General features: G+C 70.5%; 19 protein-coding genes. 10 read left to right on the forward strand and 9 right to left on the reverse strand.

Annotation, left to right across the window (positions count from 1 at the left end; genetic code table 11):
- Nucleotides 1-245 precede the first annotated feature (245 nt).
- Both ACIHIX_RS10210 and ACIHIX_RS10215 read left to right on the forward strand, forming a co-directional pair.
- A complete protein-coding gene (locus tag ACIHIX_RS10210; RefSeq protein WP_399952606.1) occupies nt 246-1,436 on the forward strand; it encodes a pyridoxal phosphate-dependent aminotransferase in 1,191 nt (396 codons plus the stop codon).
- A 71-nt stretch (nt 1,437-1,507) separates the two neighbouring features.
- Complete coding sequence (locus tag ACIHIX_RS10215) at nt 1,508-2,698, forward strand: hypothetical protein (RefSeq protein WP_399952608.1); 1,191 nt, start codon at nt 1,508-1,510, stop codon at nt 2,696-2,698.
- 14 nt (nt 2,699-2,712) lie between these two features.
- Here the strand turns inward: ACIHIX_RS10215 and ACIHIX_RS10220 are convergent, their stop codons facing one another.
- The gene (locus ACIHIX_RS10220; RefSeq protein WP_399952610.1) at nt 2,713-3,252 is read right to left on the reverse strand and encodes a YbjN domain-containing protein; all 540 of its coding nucleotides are present in this window, start codon (nt 3,250-3,252) and stop codon (nt 2,713-2,715) included.
- A gap of 126 nt (nt 3,253-3,378) precedes the next feature.
- Entirely contained in the window at nt 3,379-5,976 is a 2,598-nt protein-coding gene (gene clpB / locus ACIHIX_RS10225) for an ATP-dependent chaperone ClpB (RefSeq protein ID WP_399952612.1), read from the reverse strand.
- 145 nt (nt 5,977-6,121) lie between these two features.
- On the opposite strand from clpB, the gene ACIHIX_RS10230 reads away from it, so the two are divergent.
- On the forward strand, nt 6,122-6,535 hold the full coding sequence (locus ACIHIX_RS10230; RefSeq protein ID WP_399952614.1) for a pyridoxamine 5'-phosphate oxidase family protein: 414 nt from the start codon (nt 6,122-6,124) through the stop codon (nt 6,533-6,535).
- A 175-nt stretch (nt 6,536-6,710) separates the two neighbouring features.
- Here the strand turns inward: ACIHIX_RS10230 and ACIHIX_RS10235 are convergent, their stop codons facing one another.
- Both ACIHIX_RS10235 and ACIHIX_RS10240 read right to left on the reverse strand, forming a co-directional pair.
- A complete protein-coding gene (locus ACIHIX_RS10235; RefSeq protein ID WP_329336666.1) occupies nt 6,711-7,046 on the reverse strand; it encodes a hypothetical protein in 336 nt (111 codons plus the stop codon).
- Nucleotides 7,047-7,054: 8 nt separating this feature from the next.
- The gene (locus ACIHIX_RS10240; protein ID WP_399952616.1) at nt 7,055-7,276 is read right to left on the reverse strand and encodes a hypothetical protein; all 222 of its coding nucleotides are present in this window, start codon (nt 7,274-7,276) and stop codon (nt 7,055-7,057) included.
- A gap of 115 nt (nt 7,277-7,391) precedes the next feature.
- Between ACIHIX_RS10240 and ACIHIX_RS10245 the strand changes: the two genes are divergently transcribed.
- Nucleotides 7,392-8,399 (forward strand): helix-turn-helix transcriptional regulator, encoded by a 1,008-nt coding sequence (locus ACIHIX_RS10245; protein WP_399953759.1) that lies wholly within the window; start codon nt 7,392-7,394, stop codon nt 8,397-8,399.
- The gene (locus tag ACIHIX_RS10250; RefSeq protein ID WP_399952618.1) at nt 8,396-9,373 is read left to right on the forward strand and encodes a helix-turn-helix transcriptional regulator; all 978 of its coding nucleotides are present in this window, start codon (nt 8,396-8,398) and stop codon (nt 9,371-9,373) included. The genes ACIHIX_RS10245 and ACIHIX_RS10250 overlap by 4 nt, the downstream gene beginning before the upstream one ends.
- Here the strand turns inward: ACIHIX_RS10250 and ACIHIX_RS10255 are convergent.
- Entirely contained in the window at nt 9,336-10,376 is a 1,041-nt protein-coding gene (locus ACIHIX_RS10255) for a LuxR C-terminal-related transcriptional regulator (protein WP_399952620.1), read from the reverse strand. The genes ACIHIX_RS10250 and ACIHIX_RS10255 overlap by 38 nt on opposite strands.
- A 305-nt stretch (nt 10,377-10,681) precedes the next feature.
- Here ACIHIX_RS10255 and ACIHIX_RS10260 point away from each other — a divergent pair, with 305 nt between their 5' ends.
- The 3 genes from ACIHIX_RS10260 to ACIHIX_RS10270 are packed head-to-tail and all read left to right on the forward strand — an operon-like array spanning nt 10,682 to nt 13,999.
- Nucleotides 10,682-12,226 carry a circularly permuted type 2 ATP-grasp protein gene (locus tag ACIHIX_RS10260; RefSeq protein WP_399952623.1) on the forward strand — a complete coding sequence of 515 codons (1,545 nt, stop codon included), beginning with the start codon at nt 10,682-10,684 and terminating at the stop codon, nt 12,224-12,226.
- Nucleotides 12,223-13,155 (forward strand): alpha-E domain-containing protein, encoded by a 933-nt coding sequence (locus ACIHIX_RS10265; protein ID WP_399952626.1) that lies wholly within the window; start codon nt 12,223-12,225, stop codon nt 13,153-13,155. The genes ACIHIX_RS10260 and ACIHIX_RS10265 overlap by 4 nt, the downstream gene beginning before the upstream one ends.
- A gap of 1 nt (nt 13,156) precedes the next feature.
- A complete protein-coding gene (locus ACIHIX_RS10270; RefSeq protein ID WP_399952629.1) occupies nt 13,157-13,999 on the forward strand; it encodes a transglutaminase domain-containing protein in 843 nt (280 codons plus the stop codon).
- 31 nt (nt 14,000-14,030) lie between these two features.
- Here ACIHIX_RS10270 and ACIHIX_RS10275 read toward each other — a convergent pair whose 3' ends face one another.
- Complete coding sequence (locus tag ACIHIX_RS10275; RefSeq protein WP_399952632.1) at nt 14,031-14,210, reverse strand: hypothetical protein; 180 nt, start codon at nt 14,208-14,210, stop codon at nt 14,031-14,033.
- A 160-nt stretch (nt 14,211-14,370) separates the two neighbouring features.
- Between ACIHIX_RS10275 and ACIHIX_RS10280 the strand changes: the two genes are divergently transcribed.
- Nucleotides 14,371-14,919: a DUF4352 domain-containing protein gene (locus ACIHIX_RS10280; protein ID WP_399952635.1), complete on the forward strand. Its 549-nt coding sequence runs from the start codon at nt 14,371-14,373 to the stop codon at nt 14,917-14,919.
- On the opposite strand, the gene ACIHIX_RS10285 is transcribed toward ACIHIX_RS10280, so the two are convergent.
- On the reverse strand, nt 14,906-15,991 hold the full coding sequence (locus tag ACIHIX_RS10285; RefSeq protein WP_399952638.1) for a sugar ABC transporter substrate-binding protein: 1,086 nt from the start codon (nt 15,989-15,991) through the stop codon (nt 14,906-14,908). The two genes, ACIHIX_RS10280 and ACIHIX_RS10285, sit on opposite strands and share 14 nt — an antisense overlap.
- A 317-nt stretch (nt 15,992-16,308) precedes the next feature.
- On the opposite strand from ACIHIX_RS10285, the gene ACIHIX_RS10290 reads away from it, so the two are divergent.
- Entirely contained in the window at nt 16,309-17,970 is a 1,662-nt protein-coding gene (locus ACIHIX_RS10290; RefSeq protein ID WP_399952641.1) for a fibronectin type III domain-containing protein, read from the forward strand.
- Nucleotides 17,971-18,032: 62 nt separating this feature from the next.
- Here ACIHIX_RS10290 and ACIHIX_RS10295 read toward each other — a convergent pair whose 3' ends face one another.
- Both ACIHIX_RS10295 and dnaJ read right to left on the reverse strand, forming a co-directional pair.
- The gene (locus ACIHIX_RS10295) at nt 18,033-18,479 is read right to left on the reverse strand and encodes a heat shock protein transcriptional repressor HspR (protein ID WP_399953762.1); all 447 of its coding nucleotides are present in this window, start codon (nt 18,477-18,479) and stop codon (nt 18,033-18,035) included.
- Nucleotides 18,480-18,484: 5 nt separating this feature from the next.
- Nucleotides 18,485-19,669 carry a molecular chaperone DnaJ gene (gene dnaJ / locus ACIHIX_RS10300; RefSeq protein ID WP_399952644.1) on the reverse strand — a complete coding sequence of 395 codons (1,185 nt, stop codon included), beginning with the start codon at nt 19,667-19,669 and terminating at the stop codon, nt 18,485-18,487.
- Nucleotides 19,670-19,684: the final 15 nt, after the last annotated feature.

The following is a 19,684-nucleotide window of genomic DNA, read 5'->3' on the forward strand; positions in this document are numbered from 1 at the left end:
GCGCTGCCCCCGCGCCGACCCGCCCGCACCCCGTGCGAGCTCCCACTGGTCGCCCTCACGATGATCAGGACGACGAACCCGATGACCACCACTGCCAGGATGATGCCGAGAACCATGGCGCCACCCTCCTTCCGTGTCCCCCGAGACGACCCCCCGTGGGCGCCTAGGGTCTTGCGTGCGAGGGAGATGCCCCGGCGTCTCATCAGCCAAAGCAGAGTTGAGGAAGTCCAGAGCTTGGGCGCAGGATGACCGCCATGACCTCCACCGCACGCCCGCACCTCAACCGCCGGCTCGCCGAGTTCGGGACGACGATCTTCGCCGAGATGTCCGCGCTCGCCGTGCAGACCGGCTCGATCAACCTCGGCCAGGGTTTCCCCGACACGGACGGCCCCGAGGAGATCCGGGAGGCGGCCGTGCGGGCGCTGCGCGACGGGCGCGGCAACCAGTACCCGCCTGGTCCCGGCGTCCCCGAACTGCGCACCGCGATCACGTCGCACCAGCAGCGGCGATACGAACTGTCGTACGACCCCGACACGGAGGTCCTGGTGACGGCGGGCGCCACGGAGGCGATCGCCGCCGCGCTGCTGGCGCTGCTGGAGCCCGGCGACGAGGTCATCGCCTTCGAGCCGTACTACGACTCCTACGCGGCCTGCATCGCCATGGCGGGCGGCACCCGCGTCCCGGTCACCCTGCGCCCGGACGGCGACAGCTTCCGCCTCGACCTCGACGAGCTGCGCGCGGCCGTGACGGACAGGACCCGGCTGCTGCTGATCAACACACCGCACAACCCCACCGGCACGGTCCTCACCCGCGAGGAGCTCACGGCGATCGCCGAGCTGGCGGTCGAGCGGGATCTCCTGGTCGTCACCGACGAGGTGTACGAACACCTGGTCTTCGACGACGCCGAGCACATCCCGCTCGCGACCCTCCCCGGCATGCGCGACCGTACGGTCACGATCGGCTCGGCCGGCAAGACCTTCTCCTTCACCGGCTGGAAGGTCGGCTGGGTGACCGGCTCGCCGTCCCTGGTCAGCGCGGTGCGGTCGGCGAAGCAGTTCCTGACGTACGTCGCCTCCGGCCCCTTCCAGTACGCCGTCGCCGAGGCGCTCGCGCTGCCGGACAGCTACTTCGAGGCGTTCCGCGCGGACATGCGCGCCAAGCGCGACCTGCTGGCGGCGGGACTGACGGAGGCCGGCTTCGGGGTGTTCCGGACCGCCGGCACCTACTTCATCACCACCGACATCCGCCCCCTCGGAGAGACCGACGGTTTCGCCTTCTGCCGCGCGCTGCCGGAACGCGCCGGGGTCGTCGCCATCCCCAACGCGGTCTTCTACGACCACCGGGAGGCGGGCGCCCCCTTCGTGCGGTTCGCGTTCTGCAAGCGGACGGGGGTGCTGGAGGAGGCGACGAAGCGGCTGAAGGCACTGGCGGGCTGACGCCGCCCCGGCGAGCAGACACTGGGCGCACGATGCTCGCTTATGCCTGAGTTCTTATGCAATGTGCTGATGTGACCCATGTCAGCACGCTCGCGCCGCCCACCGTCACACAGCCCGGCACCGCCGAACGCACCAGGTCGCGCCACCCCCTCGCGGTGGCGCTCGGCCTGTTCGCCCTCGCGCGGCTCACCGGACTGGCCGTGCTCGCCGCGACCGCCTGGGCCACCGGCCACCATCCGCTCACCCTGCTCGGCCGATCGTGGGACTCCCGCTGGTATCTCGGCATCGCCGCGCACGGCTACGGCCACACCCTCCACCCGCGCCCCGGCGTCGTCTACAGCGACCTCGCCTTCTTCCCGCTCTACCCGGCGCTGGTACGCGCCGTGAGCGAGGCCGGCCCGCTGGGCGGCCCTGCGGCGGGCCTGCTCATCTCCTGGACGGCGGCCGCGGCGGCGGCCTGCGGCATCTACGCGATCGGCGCCCGGCTGCACGGCCGGGCGGTGGGCACCGCCCTCGTACTCCTGTGGGCCCTGCTGCCGCACTCGGTCGTGCTGTCGATGGCGTACACGGAACCCGTACTGACCGCGTTCGCCGCCTGGTCGCTGTACGCCGTCCTCAGCCGCCGCTGGCTGTGGGCGGGCACGCTGGCCGCGCTCGCCGGGCTGTCCCGGCCGAACGGGTTCGCGGTGGCGGCGGCGGTGCTGGCGACGGCGGCGTACGAGATCTTCCAGACCGTCCGGCGGCGCCGAAAAGTTACCCACAGCCTGTGGACGGGCGCGGCGCTCGCCCCGCTGGGCTGGCTGGCGTACGCCCTCTGGGTCGGCCACCGCAGGGGCGACCTGCTCGGCGGCTACTTCGCGGTGCAGCGCGGCTGGGGCTCCACCTTCGACCTCGGCCGCGGCTCGCTGCGCTTCGCGCGCCACGTCGTCCTCCAGGGCGACCGCCTGGTCTTCCCGATGACCCTGCTGATCGTCGCCGCGGCGGCCCTCCTGTACGCCCTGCTCCTCCTGGACCGCCCCCCGCTCCCCCTCGCCCTCTACACCGCCGTACTCCTGCTCATCACCCTCGGCGGCTCCGGCTTCTTCGAGTCCAAGCCCCGCTTCCTGCTCCCCGCGTTCCCGCTGCTGCTCCCGCTCGCCCGGGCCCTGGTCCGCACGGCGAGAGCCCGGCCCTGGCACGCGGTCGCGGTGACCGGTGCCCTGGCCGGGCTCTCGTTCGCCTACGGGGCGTATCTGGTCGTACTGGCGGATACGCCGCTGTAGCGGATCTTCAGGTCCTACTCGTCGCCGTCGGCGTCACCCTCGGGCTGCTCGGCGTCGTTGATCTCCTGCTCCAGGCCCAGCTGCTCCACGAGCCACTTGTCGAACTCGATCGCGGCCCGCACCCAGCTGACCGTCGACGACACGAAGTGCTCCAGGCTCACACCGGTGCCGATCAGCATCTGCGCCTCACCGATGAGGCGGACGGTGCCGTCGTCGTGCGTGTGCGTGTAGACCTTGGGCCACAGGGTGCGCCGGTTCCAGTCGTCGATGGACTCGAGCAGCTGCGGCTTCTCGTCGATCTTGTGGGGCCGGTCGTAGAACGTCCGGACGGAGAAGACCTGCTGGTCGCCCTCACCCCGGAACATGAAATACGTACGGAACTGCTCCCACGGCGCCGCGAGGTCACCCTCTTCGTCAACGACGTACTTCAGCTCCATCTGCTCCAGGAGCTGCTTCACGAGGTCCTGATCCGGGACGACGGGGCCCGCCGGTCCTTGGGGCTGCGGCTCGGGCTGGCCCCCGAAGTTCGGAATCGAGGACGGGTCGATGCTCACCGTGTTTTTCCCTTCGTACGGATTCCGCCATCCTCCCCCATGCGGGGAGGGGCGTGGCAACCCCCGGCGGGGCCTGTCAGCCGTGGGCTGACTTGATCCGGTCGCCAGGGGTCCGGGTACCCCCGGTCAGAGCGTCTTGCCCGTGGTCGGGCCGACGATCAGGCCGTTTTCGAAGGTGTCGACGCGGACCGTGTCGCCGTCCTTGATCTCGCCCGCCAGGATCTCCTTGGCGAGGCGGTCGCCGATGGCGGTCTGGACCAGGCGGCGCAGGGGGCGGGCGCCGTAGGCCGGGTCGTTGCCCTCGTCGGCGAGCCAGGTCAGGGCCTCGTCGGTGATCTCCAGGGTGAGGCGGCGTTCGGCCAGACGGGCCGCCAGGCGGTTGATCTGGAGGCGGGCGATACGGCTCAGCTCGTCCTTGGACAGGGCCGAGAAGACGACCAGGTCGTCGAGGCGGTTGAGGAACTCCGGCTTGAAGGCGGTGCGGACCACCTCCAGGACCTGTTCCTTCTTCTCCTGCTCGGTGGTGATCGGGTCGACCAGGAACTGGCTGCCCAGGTTGGAGGTCAGGACGAGGATCGTGTTGCGGAAGTCGACCGTGCGGCCCTGGCCGTCGGTGAGGCGTCCGTCGTCCAGCACCTGGAGCAGGATGTCGAAGACCTCGGGGTGGGCCTTCTCGACCTCGTCCAGCAGCACCACGCTGTACGGGCGGCGCCGGACCGCCTCCGTGAGCTGGCCGCCCTCCTCGTAGCCGACGTAGCCGGGGGGCGCGCCCACGAGACGGGCGACGCTGTGCTTCTCGCCGTACTCCGACATGTCGATGCGGATCATGGCGCGTTCGTCGTCGAAGAGGAAGTCGGCCAGGGCCTTGGCCAGTTCGGTCTTGCCGACGCCCGTGGGGCCGAGGAAGAGGAAGGAGCCGGTGGGGCGGTCGGGGTCGGCGATGCCGGCGCGGGTGCGGCGTACGGCGTCGGAGACCGCTTGGACCGCCTCCGCCTGGCCGATGAGGCGGCGGCCCAACTCCTCCTCCATGCGCAGGAGTTTCTGGGTCTCGCCCTCCAGGAGGCGGCCGGCCGGGATGCCGGTCCAGGCGGCGACGACGTCGGCGATGTCGTCGGAGCCGACCTCCTCCTTGACCATGGTGTCCTTCGCGGCCTCCTCCTCGGCCTGCGAGGCTTCCGCCAGGTCCCGTTCCAGCGTGGGGATCTCGCCGTACAGCAGCTTGCTGGCGGTGTCGAAGTCGCCGTCGCGCTGGGCGCGTTCGGCCTGGCCGCGCAACTCGTCCAATTTCTCCTTGAGTTCGCCTACGCGGTTGAGGGACTGCTTCTCCTTCTCCCAGCGGGCGGTCAGGCCCCGCAGCTCCTCCTCCTTGTCGGCGAGGTCGCGGCGCAGCTTCTCCAGGCGTTCGCGGGAGGCCGGGTCGGTCTCCTTCTCCAGGGCCAGCTCCTCCATCTTCAACCGGTCGACGGAGCGCTGGAGTTCGTCGATCTCGACGGGGGAGGAGTCGATCTCCATGCGGAGCCGGGAGGCGGACTCGTCGACGAGGTCGATGGCCTTGTCGGGGAGGAAGCGGGAGGTGATGTAGCGGTCGGAGAGGGTCGCGGCGGCGACCAGCGCGCTGTCGGCGATCTGGACCTTGTGGTGGGCCTCGTAGCGCCCCTTGAGTCCGCGCAGGATGGCGATGGTGTCCTCGACGGTCGGCTCGGCGACCAGCACCTGCTGGAAGCGGCGTTCCAGCGCCGGGTCCTTCTCGATCCGCTCGCGGTACTCGTCGAGGGTGGTGGCGCCGACCATGCGCAGCTCACCGCGGGCGAGCATCGGCTTGAGCATGTTGCCCGCGTCCATGGCGGAGTCGCCGCCCGCGCCGGCGCCCACGACGGTGTGCAGTTCGTCGATGAAGGTGATGATCTGGCCGTCGGAGTCCTTGATCTCGGCGAGGACGGTCTTGAGGCGCTCCTCGAACTCGCCGCGGTACTTCGCGCCGGCGACCATGGCGCCGAGGTCGAGGGCGACGAGCCGCTTGTTCTTCAGCGACTCGGGCACGTCCCCCTTCACGATCCGCTGGGCGAGACCCTCGACGACGGCGGTCTTGCCGACGCCGGGCTCGCCGATGAGGACGGGGTTGTTCTTGGTGCGGCGGGACAGCACCTGCACCACCCGGCGGATCTCCTGGTCCCGTCCGATGACGGGGTCGAGCTTCCCCTCGCGGGCGGCGGCCGTGAAGTCGGTACCGAACTTCTCGAGGGCCTTGTAGGAACCCTCGGGGTCGGGTGTGGTCACCCTTCTCCCTCCCCTCGCCTTCTGGAAGGCGTCCTGCAACTTCCTGGCGTCGGCCCCCTGGGAGGAGAGTACGTCCCCGGCCTGGCCGCCCTTGGCGGCGGTGCCGATGAGGAGGTGCTCCGTGGAGAGGTACTCGTCGCCGAGGTCCTTGGCGCGGGCGGCGGCGTCGCTGACGACGGCGAGCAGCTCGCGGTTGGGCTGCGGGGGCGCCACGGTGGAGCCGGTCACGCTGGGCAGACCGGCGAGGATCTTCTCGGCTCCGGCGCGCACGGCGGCGAGGTCGGCCTCGACGGCGGCCAGCAGATCGACGATGTTCTCGTTGTCCTGCCCCTGGAGCAGGGCGAGCAGCAGATGGGCGGGGGTCAGGTCCGCGTGCCCCTCGGCGGCGGCGCGCTTCTCGGCCGCGTTGATCGCGTCCCGGCTCCGGTTGGTCAGCTCGGCGTCCACGTTCTCGTGCTCCTCCTCGGTGTTGATGACTCTCCTTGGACTGACTCAGTCAACGTACACAAAGTTGAGTCTATTCCACTCAAGGTGCGGTTCGGGAGGGGGTCGGGGGCCGGGTTCCCCGCCTGTCGGGGTTAAGTTCCGGGACATGGCGACGTACACCCTGGACCCCGGCGCACCGGACCCGCTCTATCTCAGCTTCTGGCGGGAGCGGCACCTGTGCACCCTGACGACCCTGCGCCCGGACGGCAGCCCGCATGTGGTGCCGGTCGGGGTGACCTACGACCCGGAGGCCCGGCTGGCCCGGGTGATCACGAACAAGGCGAGCGCGAAGGCGGGGCACGTCCGGGCTGCGGGGGCGGCCGGCGCCCTGGTGGCGGTGTGCCAGGTGGCGGGCCGGCGGTGGGCCACGCTGGAGGGGCGGGCGCACGTCCGCACGGAGCCGGAGCGGGTGGCGGAGGCGGAGCGGCGGTATGCCGAGCGCTATGAGCGGGTGCCGTCGCCGAATCCGTCTCGCGTGGTGATCGAGATCGAGCTGACGCGGGCACTGGGGCGCGGTTGAGCGGCCGCATGTTTCTGCCGTGACTGATGATTTTCAGCCACGGCCGGGGGGTGCGGGAAAGGGCGGATACCCGGAAATGTCCCCGGAAACTGCAGCGGCGTCACCGTGTTCAGGTCACGGTGACGCCGCTGCGGGGGGAAGCACCTGAGCGATCTGTTACGACGGGGGAATCGCGTCAGGCACTGCGGGGGGTGGCTGAGATGGTCCGTTGGGTGGGGGTTTCGGAATCCACCAGCCGATGGTCTCGTTGGTCGAGGTTCACAAAGATCATTCCGTACCGGATGGCACACCGCACAGGCTGCGGCGCCCCCCGAGGCCGCCGCAGACACCGGTACGCCCGCACGTCCTCGTCGTCGTCGCGGGTGACGACGACCGGCTCGCCGAAGACGGTCACCATCAACGAGTCACCGGAGTGGGGGATCGCGGTGACCAGGTCGATGAAGTGCCATCCGGAGCGATAGGCCGTGGCCATTTCACGACGGAAGGAGCGGTCGTCGGGTGGCGTGGTCATGATTTCGCCTACCAGCCCACGTCCTGCGCGCCGTTGGCGTTCGCCACGACGATCCAACCGACGTCCGGGGAGGAGGCACGGATGTCCCAACCGACGTCACCCGGCGAACTCGCCGCCGCGCTGCTGTCGGCACTCCAGCCGACGTCGCCGAGAGGACCGGCCGCACCCAAGGCCAGCGTCAGAGCAACGACGGCACCGGCAAGCACCGAGCGAAGCATTCTCTTATTCATGGTCGGCTTCGTCCTCACTTGATGGCTTCCTCTCCCCCGCGAAACAAGACGATGGCTCATTCAGGCACGTCAATGCCACACAAGAGATGCATCATGTTCCTGCACGTTCAGGACCCTGGGGGGTGGAGATTTGCCAATAAACCGCACAAAACCGACACATCCTCACGGCATCACTGACCTATGCCCCGAAGGATCGCGCCTCTACGCAAGCGCACTCAGCTCCGGACGCATCTCCCGCGGGGAGGTGGAACCGGCGCCTTGTCTGCTCGAATTCGCGCTGCTCCACCCCGACCCCGACGATCCCGGTTGGCTGCGTCCCGTGCCGCCCTCCGTCGTGCTCGCGCAGCAACTCCAGCCGCTCGAGCGCGAGATCCAGGACCGCCGGCGGCTCACCCTCGACCTCACCGACACCTTCCAGCCGTTCCTCGCGATCAGCGCCCAGAAGCCCGCGACCACCCATGCCATCACGGTCCTGGAGGGTATCGACCGCATCCACTCCGCGCTCGACGTGGCGATAGCCGAGGCCCGCACCGAGGTCCTGACGGTCCAGCCGGGCGGCAGTCGGCCGGAACACATCCTGAGCCAGGCGCTCAAGCGCAGCAAGCCGCTGATCGAGCGCGGCATCGCCATGCGCACCCTGTACCAGCACACGGTCCGGCACAGCCAGAGCACCTTCGCGTACATGGACAAGATGGCCGGCGCCAAGGTCGAGATACGCACCCTCGAAGAACTCATCGAGCGGCTCATCATCTGCGACTCGACGGTCGCGTTCATCCCCGCCCAGGACGACCGGCAGGTCGCCCTGGAACTGCGCCACCCCGGCCTGGTCCAGTACCTCATCAAGGTCTTCGAGCAGCTGTGGCAGCGGGCGACACCACTCATGGAGGAGGTCCCGTACGAGGCGACCCCCGAGGGCATCTCCGGAGTGCAGCGCACCATCGCCAAGCTGCTCATCGACGGCCACGTCGACGAGGCCATCGCCCGCCGGCTCGGCATGAACGTCCGCACCTGCCGGGCCCACATCGCCAAGCTGGCGGCGGCCCTCGGCAGCGGCAGCCGCGCCCAGCTCGGCTTTCTCATCGCCGAGTCCGGGATCCTCAAACAGGAGGAGACGGAGCAGTGAGTGCGGCGCCGCATCCGGCGCACGTCGCGGGAACCCTGTGCGCCGCCGGAACCGAGGTGTACGAGCAGGCGCTGCGCGAGGGGTACGTACGCGGCGCCGACGCCGAGCGGGCCCCCTGTCTGCTGGACTTCGGGCTGCTGCACGCCGCCGCGACGGACCCGGACCGGCTGGAGCCGGTCGCCCCGGCCGTCGCCCTCCACCGGCTGCTGCGCAGCTCCGAGGAGCGGATCGCGGACGAGCGCCGACGCGAGGAACAGCTGGCGGAGCTGTTCGAACCGCTGATGCGGATCGACGGGCCCCGGACCGCGACCGATCCCTCGGCGGTCAGCATCCTCACCGGCTTCGCCCAGATCAACCAGGCCATCTCCGACGCCATGGCCGAGGCCTCGGTGGAGCTGCTCGCCATCCAGCCCTACAACGGCAACACGGCCGCGACCCGGCTGGCCGCCGCCCTGGACCGGGACCAGGCGCTGCTCGACCGCGGTGGCCGTATCCGGGCCCTCTACCAGCACACCCTGCGTCACTCCCCCGCCGTCATCGCCCGCTACGAGCGGCTGCGCGGGGACGCCGAGGCCCGTTCGCTCGACGAGGTCACCGACCGGCTCATCATCGTGGACCGTACCGTCGCCTTCATCCCGGCCAGCACGGACCGGACGCTCGCCCTGGAGATCCGCGTCCCCGCCATGGTCGACTACTTCACCACCACGTTCGACCGCCTCTGGCGCCTGGCCACCCCGATGCACCCCCGGGCGGTCCAGCAGCCCACCCTCAACGGCGTCACCCCCCGCCAGCGCGCCATAGCCGCGCTCCTCATCGAGGGCCACACCGACGCCGTCATCGCCGACCGCCTCGGCCTCAACATCCGCACCGCCCGTGAGCACATCGCCAAGCTCGCCGCGACCCTCGGCAGTGAGAGCCGGGCTCAGCTCGGGTATCTCATCGGACGGTCCGGGATTCTTGATCAGGGATCGTGAGGGCGGCGGGACCGGCGACGGTACGGGCGGAGTTGTCCAGGCCCACCTGGGCGATGCGGACGCCGAGTTGGGTGCGGCTGGCGGCGCCCAGGGTCTCCGAGAGCCGGGCGATGTGGGCCCGGCAGGTGCGGACGCTTATGCCGAGCCGCTCCGCGATCACCGCGTCCTGGTGGCCCTCGGCCAGCAGCGTCGCGATGGACTGCTCGCGGTGGGAGATGCCCTCGATGCCGGTGTCGGGGAGGGGGGCGGTGAGAGGGATCGCCAGGCGCCACAGGCGCTCGAAGACCGTGGCCAGGAAGCCCACCAGCGCCGGGTGACGCAGTTCAAGCGCCAGGGTGCGGTCCGCGTTGGCCGGGATGAACGCCACCGTGCGGTCGAAGAGGATGAGGCGGTCGATGACCTCGTCGAGGGTGCGGGCCTCGACCGCGTCGCCCATCAGCTCCAGATAGTTCAGCAGGCCCTGGCCGTGGCGGGCCACGTGCGTGTACAGGTCGCGCATGCGCACGCCCCGGCCCCGTAGCGCCAGCGCCCGGTGCAGACCCTCCGTCAGTTCGTGCTCGGGGCGGATGCCGCCCGGCTGGACCGTCAGCACCTCCGTGGTGCACGCCTGGGTCGCCTCGTCCATCGCCGCCTGGATGCGGGACAGACCGTCCAGGACGCGCAGCGCCGTTCCCTCCGCGCCGCCCGCGCCCAACTGCGGGCCAAGACCCGCGTACCACTCGAACGCCGCCACGGCCGAGCCCATCCGCCGCTGGCTCGCGCGCACCTCGTCGTGGACGCCGCGCAGCAGCCGGGTCATGACCTCCTGCGGGGACGTCGGGACCAGCCAGTCCATGTCGTCCGGGTCGGGGTGGAGAAGCGCCAGCTCCAGCAGGCACGGCACCGGCTCCGCGTCCACGCGTGGCACCCGGCCCCGCCGTACGGCCCGGGAATACACGCGATCCCCGGCCTCGCACAGTCGGTCAGCACCGTGCGGATGCTCTTCCGTCGCGTGCCCGGCCATCGCCCAGCCCACCCCCGCATCCAGCCTCTTGTGCCCGGCATGCGCGCGCTCGTGACACGGACACACCCCTACGGGTCCGCAACTATGCGCGGACCAGACCTGCTCCGCAACACGGCTCGGGCCGGTGTGACCGAGGGAAACCACTGATTTGCCCCACTATCGTCGTGCCTCCGCCCGCCGCCTTGCAACAAGCTGATGGTCCCCCTCCGTACCCGCCGCGTACCCACCGGAATCCGTTTCTCCGCGTGAACCGCCCGAAATCCACCGGTGATCACCGCGTTACGCAGCGCATCTAACGTCCCCTCATGGCGGACATATTTGACGCGTACGCGTTGGCCGACGCGTGGGACGAGATGTTTGTGCGGCCGGGTGAGGTCAGGACCGCCTATGAGCCGGTCCTGTCGGCGCTTCAGCCGATCGAGCCGAGTGAACTGCGCTTCCGGGCCGACCAGATGGCCCGGGCGTTCACCGACCGGGGCGTGACCTACGCCTTCGCGGGCGAGGAGCGGCCGTGGCCGCTGGACCTCGTACCGAGGATCCTCGACGCGCTGGAGTGGGACCTCGTCCAGCGCGGCGTGGGACAGCGCGTACGGGCCCTGGAGGCCTATCTCGCCGACGCCTACGGGCACTGCCGGGCCTTCGAGGACGGGGTCGTGCCCTGGCGGCTGCTGCTCAACTCCCCGCACTTCCACCGCGTCGCCCACGGGGTCGAACCACCGGGCGGCGTCCGCATCCACGTCGCCGGCATCGACCTCGTACGGGACGAGGCAGGCGACTTCCGGGTCCTGGAGGACAACGTCCGCGTCCCCAGCGGCGTCTCGTACGTCATCGAGAACCGGCGGGCCATGACCCGGATCTTCCCCTCCCTCTTCGCCGAGCAGCATGTGCTCCCGGTCGACGGATACGCGCAGAAGCTCCTCGCCGCGCTGCGCAGCGCCGCGCCGGACGGCACCGAGGACCCACGGGTCGTCGTCCTCACTCCCGGGCCCAGCAACGCCGCCTACTTCGAACACGCCCTGCTGGCCCGGCTGATGGGCGTGCAGCTGGTCGAGGGGCACGACCTGGTGTGCCGGGCCAACCGGGTCTGGATGCGGACCACACGCGGCGAGATGCCGGTCCATGTCGTATACCGGCGGCTCGACGACGACTTCCTCGACCCGCTGCACTTCCGGCCCGACTCGGTCATCGGCTGCCCGGGCATCATGAGCGCCGCGATGGCCGGAAACGTCACCCTCGCCAACGCCGTCGGCAACGGCATCGCCGACGACAAGCTGCTCTACACCTACGTCCCCGACCTCATCCGCTACTACCTCTCCGAGGAACCGATCCTCCCCAACGTGGAGTCCTTCCGGCCCGACGAACCCGGGCAGCTCGACGCCGTCCTCGACCAGATCGACCAGCTCGTCATCAAGCCGGTGGACGGGGCCGGCGGCCAGGGCATCGTCATCGGGCCGAAAGCCGACGCCAGGACGCTGGAGCGGACCAGGCGGGCCGTCGCCGCCGACCCCCGCGGCTTCATCGCCCAGCGGCCCGTCGCCCTGTCCACCTCGCCCACCCTCGCCGGTGAGCGGATGGCACCGCGCCACATCGACCTCAGACCCTTCGCCGTCAACGACGGCAACGAGGTCTGGGTCCTGCCCGGCGGCCTCACCCGCGTCGCCCTCCAGGAGGGCAACCTCATCGTCAACTCCAGCCAGGGCGGCGGCTCCAAGGACACCTGGGTGCTCGCCGAGGGGCCGGCCGAGGAGCCGGGGGCACCGGCCCCGGACACCCTGCCCGCCGTGGCGCCCCGCCAGCTCGGTCCCGACGGCGGTCCCGCCTTCGTGGAGGAAGGGGCGCAGCAGCAGTGAGCGACGTGATCCTCTCCCGGATAGCCGAGGCGCTGACCTGGACCGGCCGCTATGTCGAGCGGGCCGACGCCACCGGGCGCATCCTCGACGCCTACCTCCACCGCACGCTGGAGGACCCCTGGCGCGACGAGGACGCGGCCTGCCGGTCGCTGTACGCGATCCTCGGCGTCGACGCGGGCCCCGAGCGCGTCGACATGCAGCAGGTCCTTGACCAGCTCGCCTTCGACTCCCGCTCCACCTGCTCCATCGAGGGCGCGCTCGGGGCCGCCCGGCTCAACGCGCGCAGCGCCCGTGAGGCCGTCTCCTCCGAGATGTGGGAGTGCCTCAACTCCACCTGGCACGCCCTCGCCGACCAGCGCCGCGCGGCCCGCCGTACCGGCCCCTACGCCTATCTGGAGCTCGTACGGGCCCGTGCCGCGCTGTTCTTCGGGCTCGCCGACTCCACCATGAGCCGGGACGACAGCTGGCGTTTCGTGGTGCTCGGGCGGAGCCTGGAGCGGGTGGACATGACCGTACGGCTGCTGTCGGTACGGGTGTTGGACGCCGCGCACGCGCCGGACTGGACGACGCTGCTGAGCGCGTCCGGCGCCGACGAGGCGTACGCGCGCGTGCACAGCGGTTTCGGCGACAGTGCGCGGGTGGCCGAATTCCTGCTCCTGGACCGGGACTTCCCGCGCTCGGCGCTGCACGCGCTGACCACGGCGGAGGAATGCCTCAGCGCGCTCGGCCGCCCCCGCCAGGACCCCGCGCGCCGCCCCATCGGCCGGCTGCGTACCCGCCTCGAATACCTCGACTCGCCCGCCCTGACCGATCAGCTTCCGGCGCTCCTCGGGGACTTGCAGCAGGCCTGCATGGCCTCGGCGGAGGCGGTGGCGGAGCGGTTCTTCCCCTACCAGGGGCCCGTGATCTGGGCCCAGGAAGGAGCCTGACGTGGCCCGTCGTCTCCGTATCAAGCACGTCACGCGGGTGTCGTACGCCCAGCCCGCGGCCTCCTCCCATAACGAGGTCCGTATGACCCCGCTGACCCTGCCCGGCCAGACCACCCTGGACGCCCGGGTCAGCGTCAGCCCGGCGACCGCGACCTGGTCGTACTGGGACTACTGGGGGACCCAGGTCACCGGTTTCGACCTCCTCGACCCGCACGCCGACCTCACCATCACGGCCTCCAGCCTGGTCGAGACGGCCCCGCCGGAGCCCCTGCCCGAGCCACCGGGCTGGACGGAACTGGCGGAAGCTACGACGAGTTCACGCCTGTTGGAGTTCGCGGGGCCGACCGCCCGTACGACGGTCCCCGCGAAGCTCCTCAAGAAGGCGCGCAAGGCGGCCGCCGGCCTCGACCCGCACGCGACGGCCGCCGCGGTCTCCGCCCTGGTCGCCGACCGGGTCGCCTATCTCCCCGGCGCCACCGGGGTGAACACCTCGGCCACCGAGGCCTGGGAGCAGGGCGCGGGCGTCTGCCAGGACATCGCCCATCTCACCATCGCCCTGCTGCGGGGCCTGGGTCTGCCGACCCGGTACGTCTCCGGCTACCTCCACCCCGAGCGGGAGGCGGAGCTGCACCGGCCGGTCGCGGGGCAGAGCCACGCCTGGGTCGAGTACTGGGCGGGCGACTGGTGCGGCTACGACCCGACGAACCGGACGCGCGCCGACGAGTCCCACGTGGTCGTGGGACGGGGCCGGGACTACGACGACGTCACCCCGCACAAGGGCATCTACCGAGGCGTACCCGGCGGACCGCCGGAGGTGACGGTGGAGTTCACGCGGGTCGCGTGAGGCCCCTGGGGGAGGGCGCCCCGGCCCTCCCCTACGCCGGCGCGAACGCGAAGAACCCGTCCTCCGTGGCCAGATACCCGTACCCGCTCGCCGCGTCCACCGCCGGAATGCTCCCCTCCGGCAGGTCCTTCGCCAGCACCTTCCGGGTCTGGGTGTCCACGGCGGGCGTCTTGTGCGTGCCGACCCCGTCGAAGGTCTCGCCGTACAGCACCTCGCCGTTGCCGGAGGCCTACAGGACGGTGTTGACGTCGGCGCGCGGTCCTGGACCAGTTCTTGATCTTGCGTTTACCCGGACCGGCCTCCGGGCGGGCCAGGGGCCACATGCCCCCAGAACGTTCACTTCTTCCCGTCGGCGGCGCACAATCGCCCCTATGCCGACAGCGCGCCCGCTCCGCCTCCTGGCAGTGCCTCTGACCGCCCTGCTGCTCACCGTCGGCTGCGGAGGCGACGGCGACGAGCCCGGTACCGGTGCGGTCCAGCGGCCCCACAAGGACGGGCACCTCACCTTCACCCTGCTGTCCCTGCGCTGCGGGATCACGGGGGTGACGGGGTCCCACGCGGACGCTCCGCCGGAGGGACAGTTCTGCGCCGCGCGGCTGCGGGTCGAGAACATCGACCCGAACTACCACACCTACGAGTCGGCCCGGCAGCGCGTCGCGGGCGTCACCGGCGACCGGGCCAGGCCCGACTCCTTCGCGATGGCGGTGCGCCGCCAGTCGGAGACGGTACGGCTGGGCGGGCACACCCTCATGGAGGTCGAGCTCTGGTACGACGTCCCGAAGGACGCGAAGGTCACCGGTCTGAAGGTGTCCGGCGACAACGACCCGACCAGCTTCACCAGCACCAAGCCCGTCGGGCGGGCGCCGGACGGGGTGTTCCTCCCCATGACGCCCGCCGGACCGAGCGTCAGTTCAACTTGATCGCGGCGCAGGCCGAGGCGATCTTGGCGGTGCAGATCTGCTTGACGGTGTAGATGCCGTCGGCGACGACCGTGCGCTTGATGTTGGACTGCGTCAGCGCGGACACCGACACCAGCTGGGCCGGGATCTCCTTGTCGGTGGGGCTGTCGACGCGGTCCTGGGTGAGCGAGTCGAACAGGATGTCCTTGCCCTGGACCTTCGCCACGGCCATCTCGGCGGCGGCCTCGGCCTCCAGCGGGTAGGACTTGTAGACGCTCATGTACTGCTCGCCGGTGACGATGCGCTGCACGGCGTCCAGTTCGGCGTCCTGGCCGGTGATGGGCGGCAGGTCGGTCATGCCGGCCTCCTCCATCGCCTCGATGGCGGCGCCGGCCATGGCGTCGTTGGCGGAGTACACGGCGGCGATGTTGTCCTTGCCGATCGAGGCGATCGCGGCGGCCATGTCCTTCTTCGCGGTGGCCGGCTTCCAGCCGTCGACGTCGTACTTCGCGGAGATCGTCACCTTGCCGTTGAGCTCGGAGAGCGCGCCCGCCTTGAACTGCCCGGCGTTCGGGTCGGAGGGCGAGCCGTTGAGCATCACGATCTTGTCGGAGGTGTCGAGGCCCGAGCCCAGCGACTCTATGAGCGTGCGGCCCTGTACCTCGCCGACGAGTTCGTTGTCGAAGGAGACGTACGCGTCGATGGGGCCCTCGGCGAGCCGGTCGTAGGCGATGACCGGGATACCGGCGGCCTTGGCCTTCTTCACCATCGGGGCGATGGCGTGCGAGTCCACGGCGTCCAGCAGGATGACGTCGACCTTGTCGTCGATCATCTTCTGCATCTGGGTCGCCTGCTTCTTGGCGTCCGCCTCGCCGTTGGCGTAGACGGTCTGGCCCAACTTCTTCGTGAGCTCCGAGACCTTCTCCTGGATGATCGGATAGTCGAAGTTCTCGTAGCGCGTGTTGGTCGTCTCCGGCATCAGCACGCCCACGGTGACGTCGTTGCCCTTGGTCGGACTCGCGTCCGCGCTGTCCCCCGACACTCCCAGGGCCCCGCAGGCCGTCAGCGACAGGGCCATCGAGGACGCGGCCATGCAAAGGGCGATACGACGCATTGCGGTGCTCACTTCTGGTGCCTTCCGGACGCGGGCGCAGCATTGCGACCCAGATGACTGAAAAGCCAACGCGGCGACGCCCCCCAGCGTCAAGCGGAACCACTTAACGAGTGCGCAACGCCACTCTCCGTCTGCCTTGTGAAGACATCACGCAACCGCCTCCAAACACCCTTTACGGACCCTCCATTCAAGCGGAGCCCCGGCGGAGGCAAAGATCCGTACAACCAACTCCATTCCTCGCGAGTCGTGATCACGACGGCTTCAGTCGGCCGTTCCCCATCCGTGCAGAGGATCGAATGAACCCAGCCAGACGTACGACGATCACGTCCGCCGCCGTGCTCGCCGTCACCGGCGGTCTGCTCACCACGGCCACCGCCCCCGCGTCCGCCGCCACGACCTGCGTCTCCCCGGTCTTCAAACGGCAGTTCTTCGCGAACACGACGTTTTCCGGCACGCCGAAGAAAACGGACTGCGACAGCGCGATCGACCAGAGCTGGACCGGCGCACCCGTCTCCGGCCTGCCGTCCGACAACTTCGGCGTCCGCTGGTCCGTGACAAGGGACTTCGGCTCCGGCGGCCCCTTCGCCCTCACCGCCTCGGGGCTCGACGGGATACGGGTGTACGTCGACGGCGTACGCAAGATCGACCTGTGGAAGAACACCTCCACGACCGTCTCGAAGAGCGTCAACCTCACCGTCCCGTCCGGCAAGCACACCCTGCGCGTCGACTACGTCAACTGGACCGGCAGCGCGAAGGTCAAGTTCGCCTACACGCCCCGCACCTCCGCCACCGTCGACAAGGTCAAACCCCTTGCTCCGACCGGCGCTTCCGTCACGTACAGCCAGGCCACCGGCAAGGCCAAGCTCAGCTGGACGAAGAACAACGAGATGGACCTCGCCGGATACAAGGTCTACCGCCGCCTCAAAGGCACCTCCTTCGGCAGCACCCCGCTCGCGACGACGACCGGCACCTCGTACACCGACACCCCGCCCCCCACCGGCGAGACGTACTACTACGAGATCCGCGCCCACGACAAGGCCGGCAACGCCTCCACGGGTACCGCCGACCAGGGTGTCACCACCGTCGACCACACCGCCCCCACGGGGATCACCGGTCTCACGGCGGACGGTACGACGGCCGGTGTCTCCCTGAACTGGCAGGCCTCCGCGGCGAAGGACGTCGACCACTACGAGGTGTACGCCTTCCGCGACGGCGCCCCCGACCCGGACGGGCCGGACTTCGTGTTCGGGACGTCGTTGGCCTACCGGGTGCCGGCCGATGACGCGGGTGTGCCCTACGCCTTCTCCGTGGTGGTCGTCGACACCGCGGCCAATGTCTCACCCATGTCGGACGGAGTGCCCGCGAGCCGGGCCGTGGCCTCGACGGCGGCCGCGCCGACGGGGCTCGCGGTGCAGCCGCCCGCCGACGATCTCACGATGGTCACGTGGACGGCATCGCCCGACGAGGCCGGCGGCTACCACGTCTACCGCCGGACCAGCCCGACCGGTGCCTGGACGGCCATCGGTGCCACCAACGGCACCGGGTGGGAGGACCGGACCGCGCCGGCGGGCAAGGCCTCCTACTACGTCGCCACCGTGGGCGCCGACGGTCTGGAGTCGCTGCCCTCCGAGGAAGTCGCCGCCGAGCGCGTCACGAAGGCCACGGCGGTCGGGCCGAAGGCTCCGCAGCTGACACTGGTCACCAACGGTGTGCCCGGCCGTTCGGCGATCCAGGTCACCGCCGCGCCGGGCGCGGGTGACGAGGGCCGACAGCTGAAGGGGTACTCCTGGGACATCTCCGGGGCGTGCGGCGACAGCGGCCCGCAGGTGTCGGCCACGGGGGCGATCTCGTGGGTCGCGCCGTACAACGGGCCCTGCATGGTGACCGTCCGCGCCGTCGACCACTACGGCCGGGTCGGGTCCGAGGCCGCCTCGCTGGAGTTCTTCAGCGGACGGTGAGGACCACGGCACGCGGAAGGGGCCCGGAGGACGAACCTCCGGGCCCCTTTCCGTGCGTCTGTCTAGTCCTTGGCCTTCTTCGGCCGCCACACCACCAGCGCGCTGGTCTGCTGCACCTCCTGGTACGGCACCAGGTCGCGTCGGTACGACGCGTGCACCGCGGCCTCCCGCTGGCGCATCGTGGCGGCGGCGCCCTCCAGGGCCGCCTCCATCTCCGCGACGCGGGACTGGAGGCCCGCGACCTGGTTCTCCAGCTCGATGATGCGCTTGATGCCGGCCAGGTTGATGCCCTCGTCCTGCGACAACTGCTGCACGGTGCGCAGCAGTTCGATGTCGCGGGCCGAGTAGCGGCGGCCCCGGCCCGCGGTGCGGTCCGGGGAGACCAGGCCGAGGCGGTCGTACTGGCGAAGGGTCTGCGGGTGCAGGCCGGAGAGCTGGGCCGCCACCGAGATGACGTAGACCGGGGTTTCCTCGGTCAGTTCGTACGGGTTGCGTCGACGGCCGTCCATCTTGGTCATGCTCCCTTCGCGGCCTGGAACAGCTCCGCCCGCGGATCCTCGTCCGCGGTCGCCTCGCGATACGCCTCAAGCGCTTCCCGAGCCTTCCCCGTCACGTCCTTGGGGACACTCACCTCGACGGTGACCAGGAGGTCGCCGCGGGTGCCGTCCTTGCGGACCGCGCCCTTGCCGCGGGCGCGCATGGTGCGGCCGTTGGGCGTGCCGGGCGGCAGTTTGAGCGTGACGGGCGGGCCGCCCAGGGTGGGGACCCGGACCTCGCCGCCGAGGGCCGCCTCCGCGAACGTCACCGGGACGGTGACCGTGAGGTTGTCCTCCTTGCGGCCGAAGACCGGGTGCGCGTCCACGTGGACGGTGACGTACAAGTCGCCCGCGGGGCCGCCCCGTTCTCCCGGCGCTCCCTTGCCGCGCAGGCGGATGCGCTGGTTGTCCGTCACCCCGGCGGGGATGCGGACCTGCATGGTGCGCGAGGACTTGGCGCGGCCGCTGCCCTTGCAGTCCATGCAGGGGTGCTCGGCGATCAGCCCGCGGCCCTTGCAGTCGGGGCAGGGGTCGGTGAGCGAGAAGCCGCCGCCCGAACCCCGCGCCACCTGGCCGGTGCCGACGCAGGTCGGGCACACGCGCGGTGTGCCGTTCTTGTCGCCGGTGCCCGAACAGGCCTTGCAGGGGGACTGCGAGGACATCCGCAGCGGGACCGTGGCCCCCTCGATGGCTTCGGTGAAGCTCAGCGTGACCTCGGTGTCGATGTCCTGCCCGCGCCGCGGCTGCACCCGGGTGCCCCCGGTGCCGCCGCGGTTGAACAGGCCGCCGAACACGTCGCCGATCCCGCCGCCGAAGCCGCCTGAACCCTGGCCGCCACCGCCCTGGGCGCCGCCTCCGAAGAGGTCGCCCAGGTCGAAGTTGAAGGAGCCGCCGCCCGCGCCCGGCCCCGGACGGAAGCCGCCGTTGCCGAAGAGGGCGCGAGCCTCGTCGTACTCCTTGCGCTTCTTGGGGTCACCGAGGATGTCGTTCGCCTCGGAGATCTCCTTGAAGCGCTCCTCCGCCTTGACGTTGCCCTTGTTGGCGTCCGGGTGGAACTCGCGGGCGAGTTTCCGGTACGCCTTCTTGATCTCGGCCTCGGTGGCGTCCTTGGGGACGCCGAGGACCTTGTAGTAGTCCTTCTCGATGAAGTCCTTGGTGCTCATCCTCGACGCCCCTCC

This window comes from Streptomyces sp. NPDC051913 (genome assembly GCF_044593635.1).
Lineage (GTDB): Bacteria > Actinomycetota > Actinomycetes > Streptomycetales > Streptomycetaceae > Streptomyces.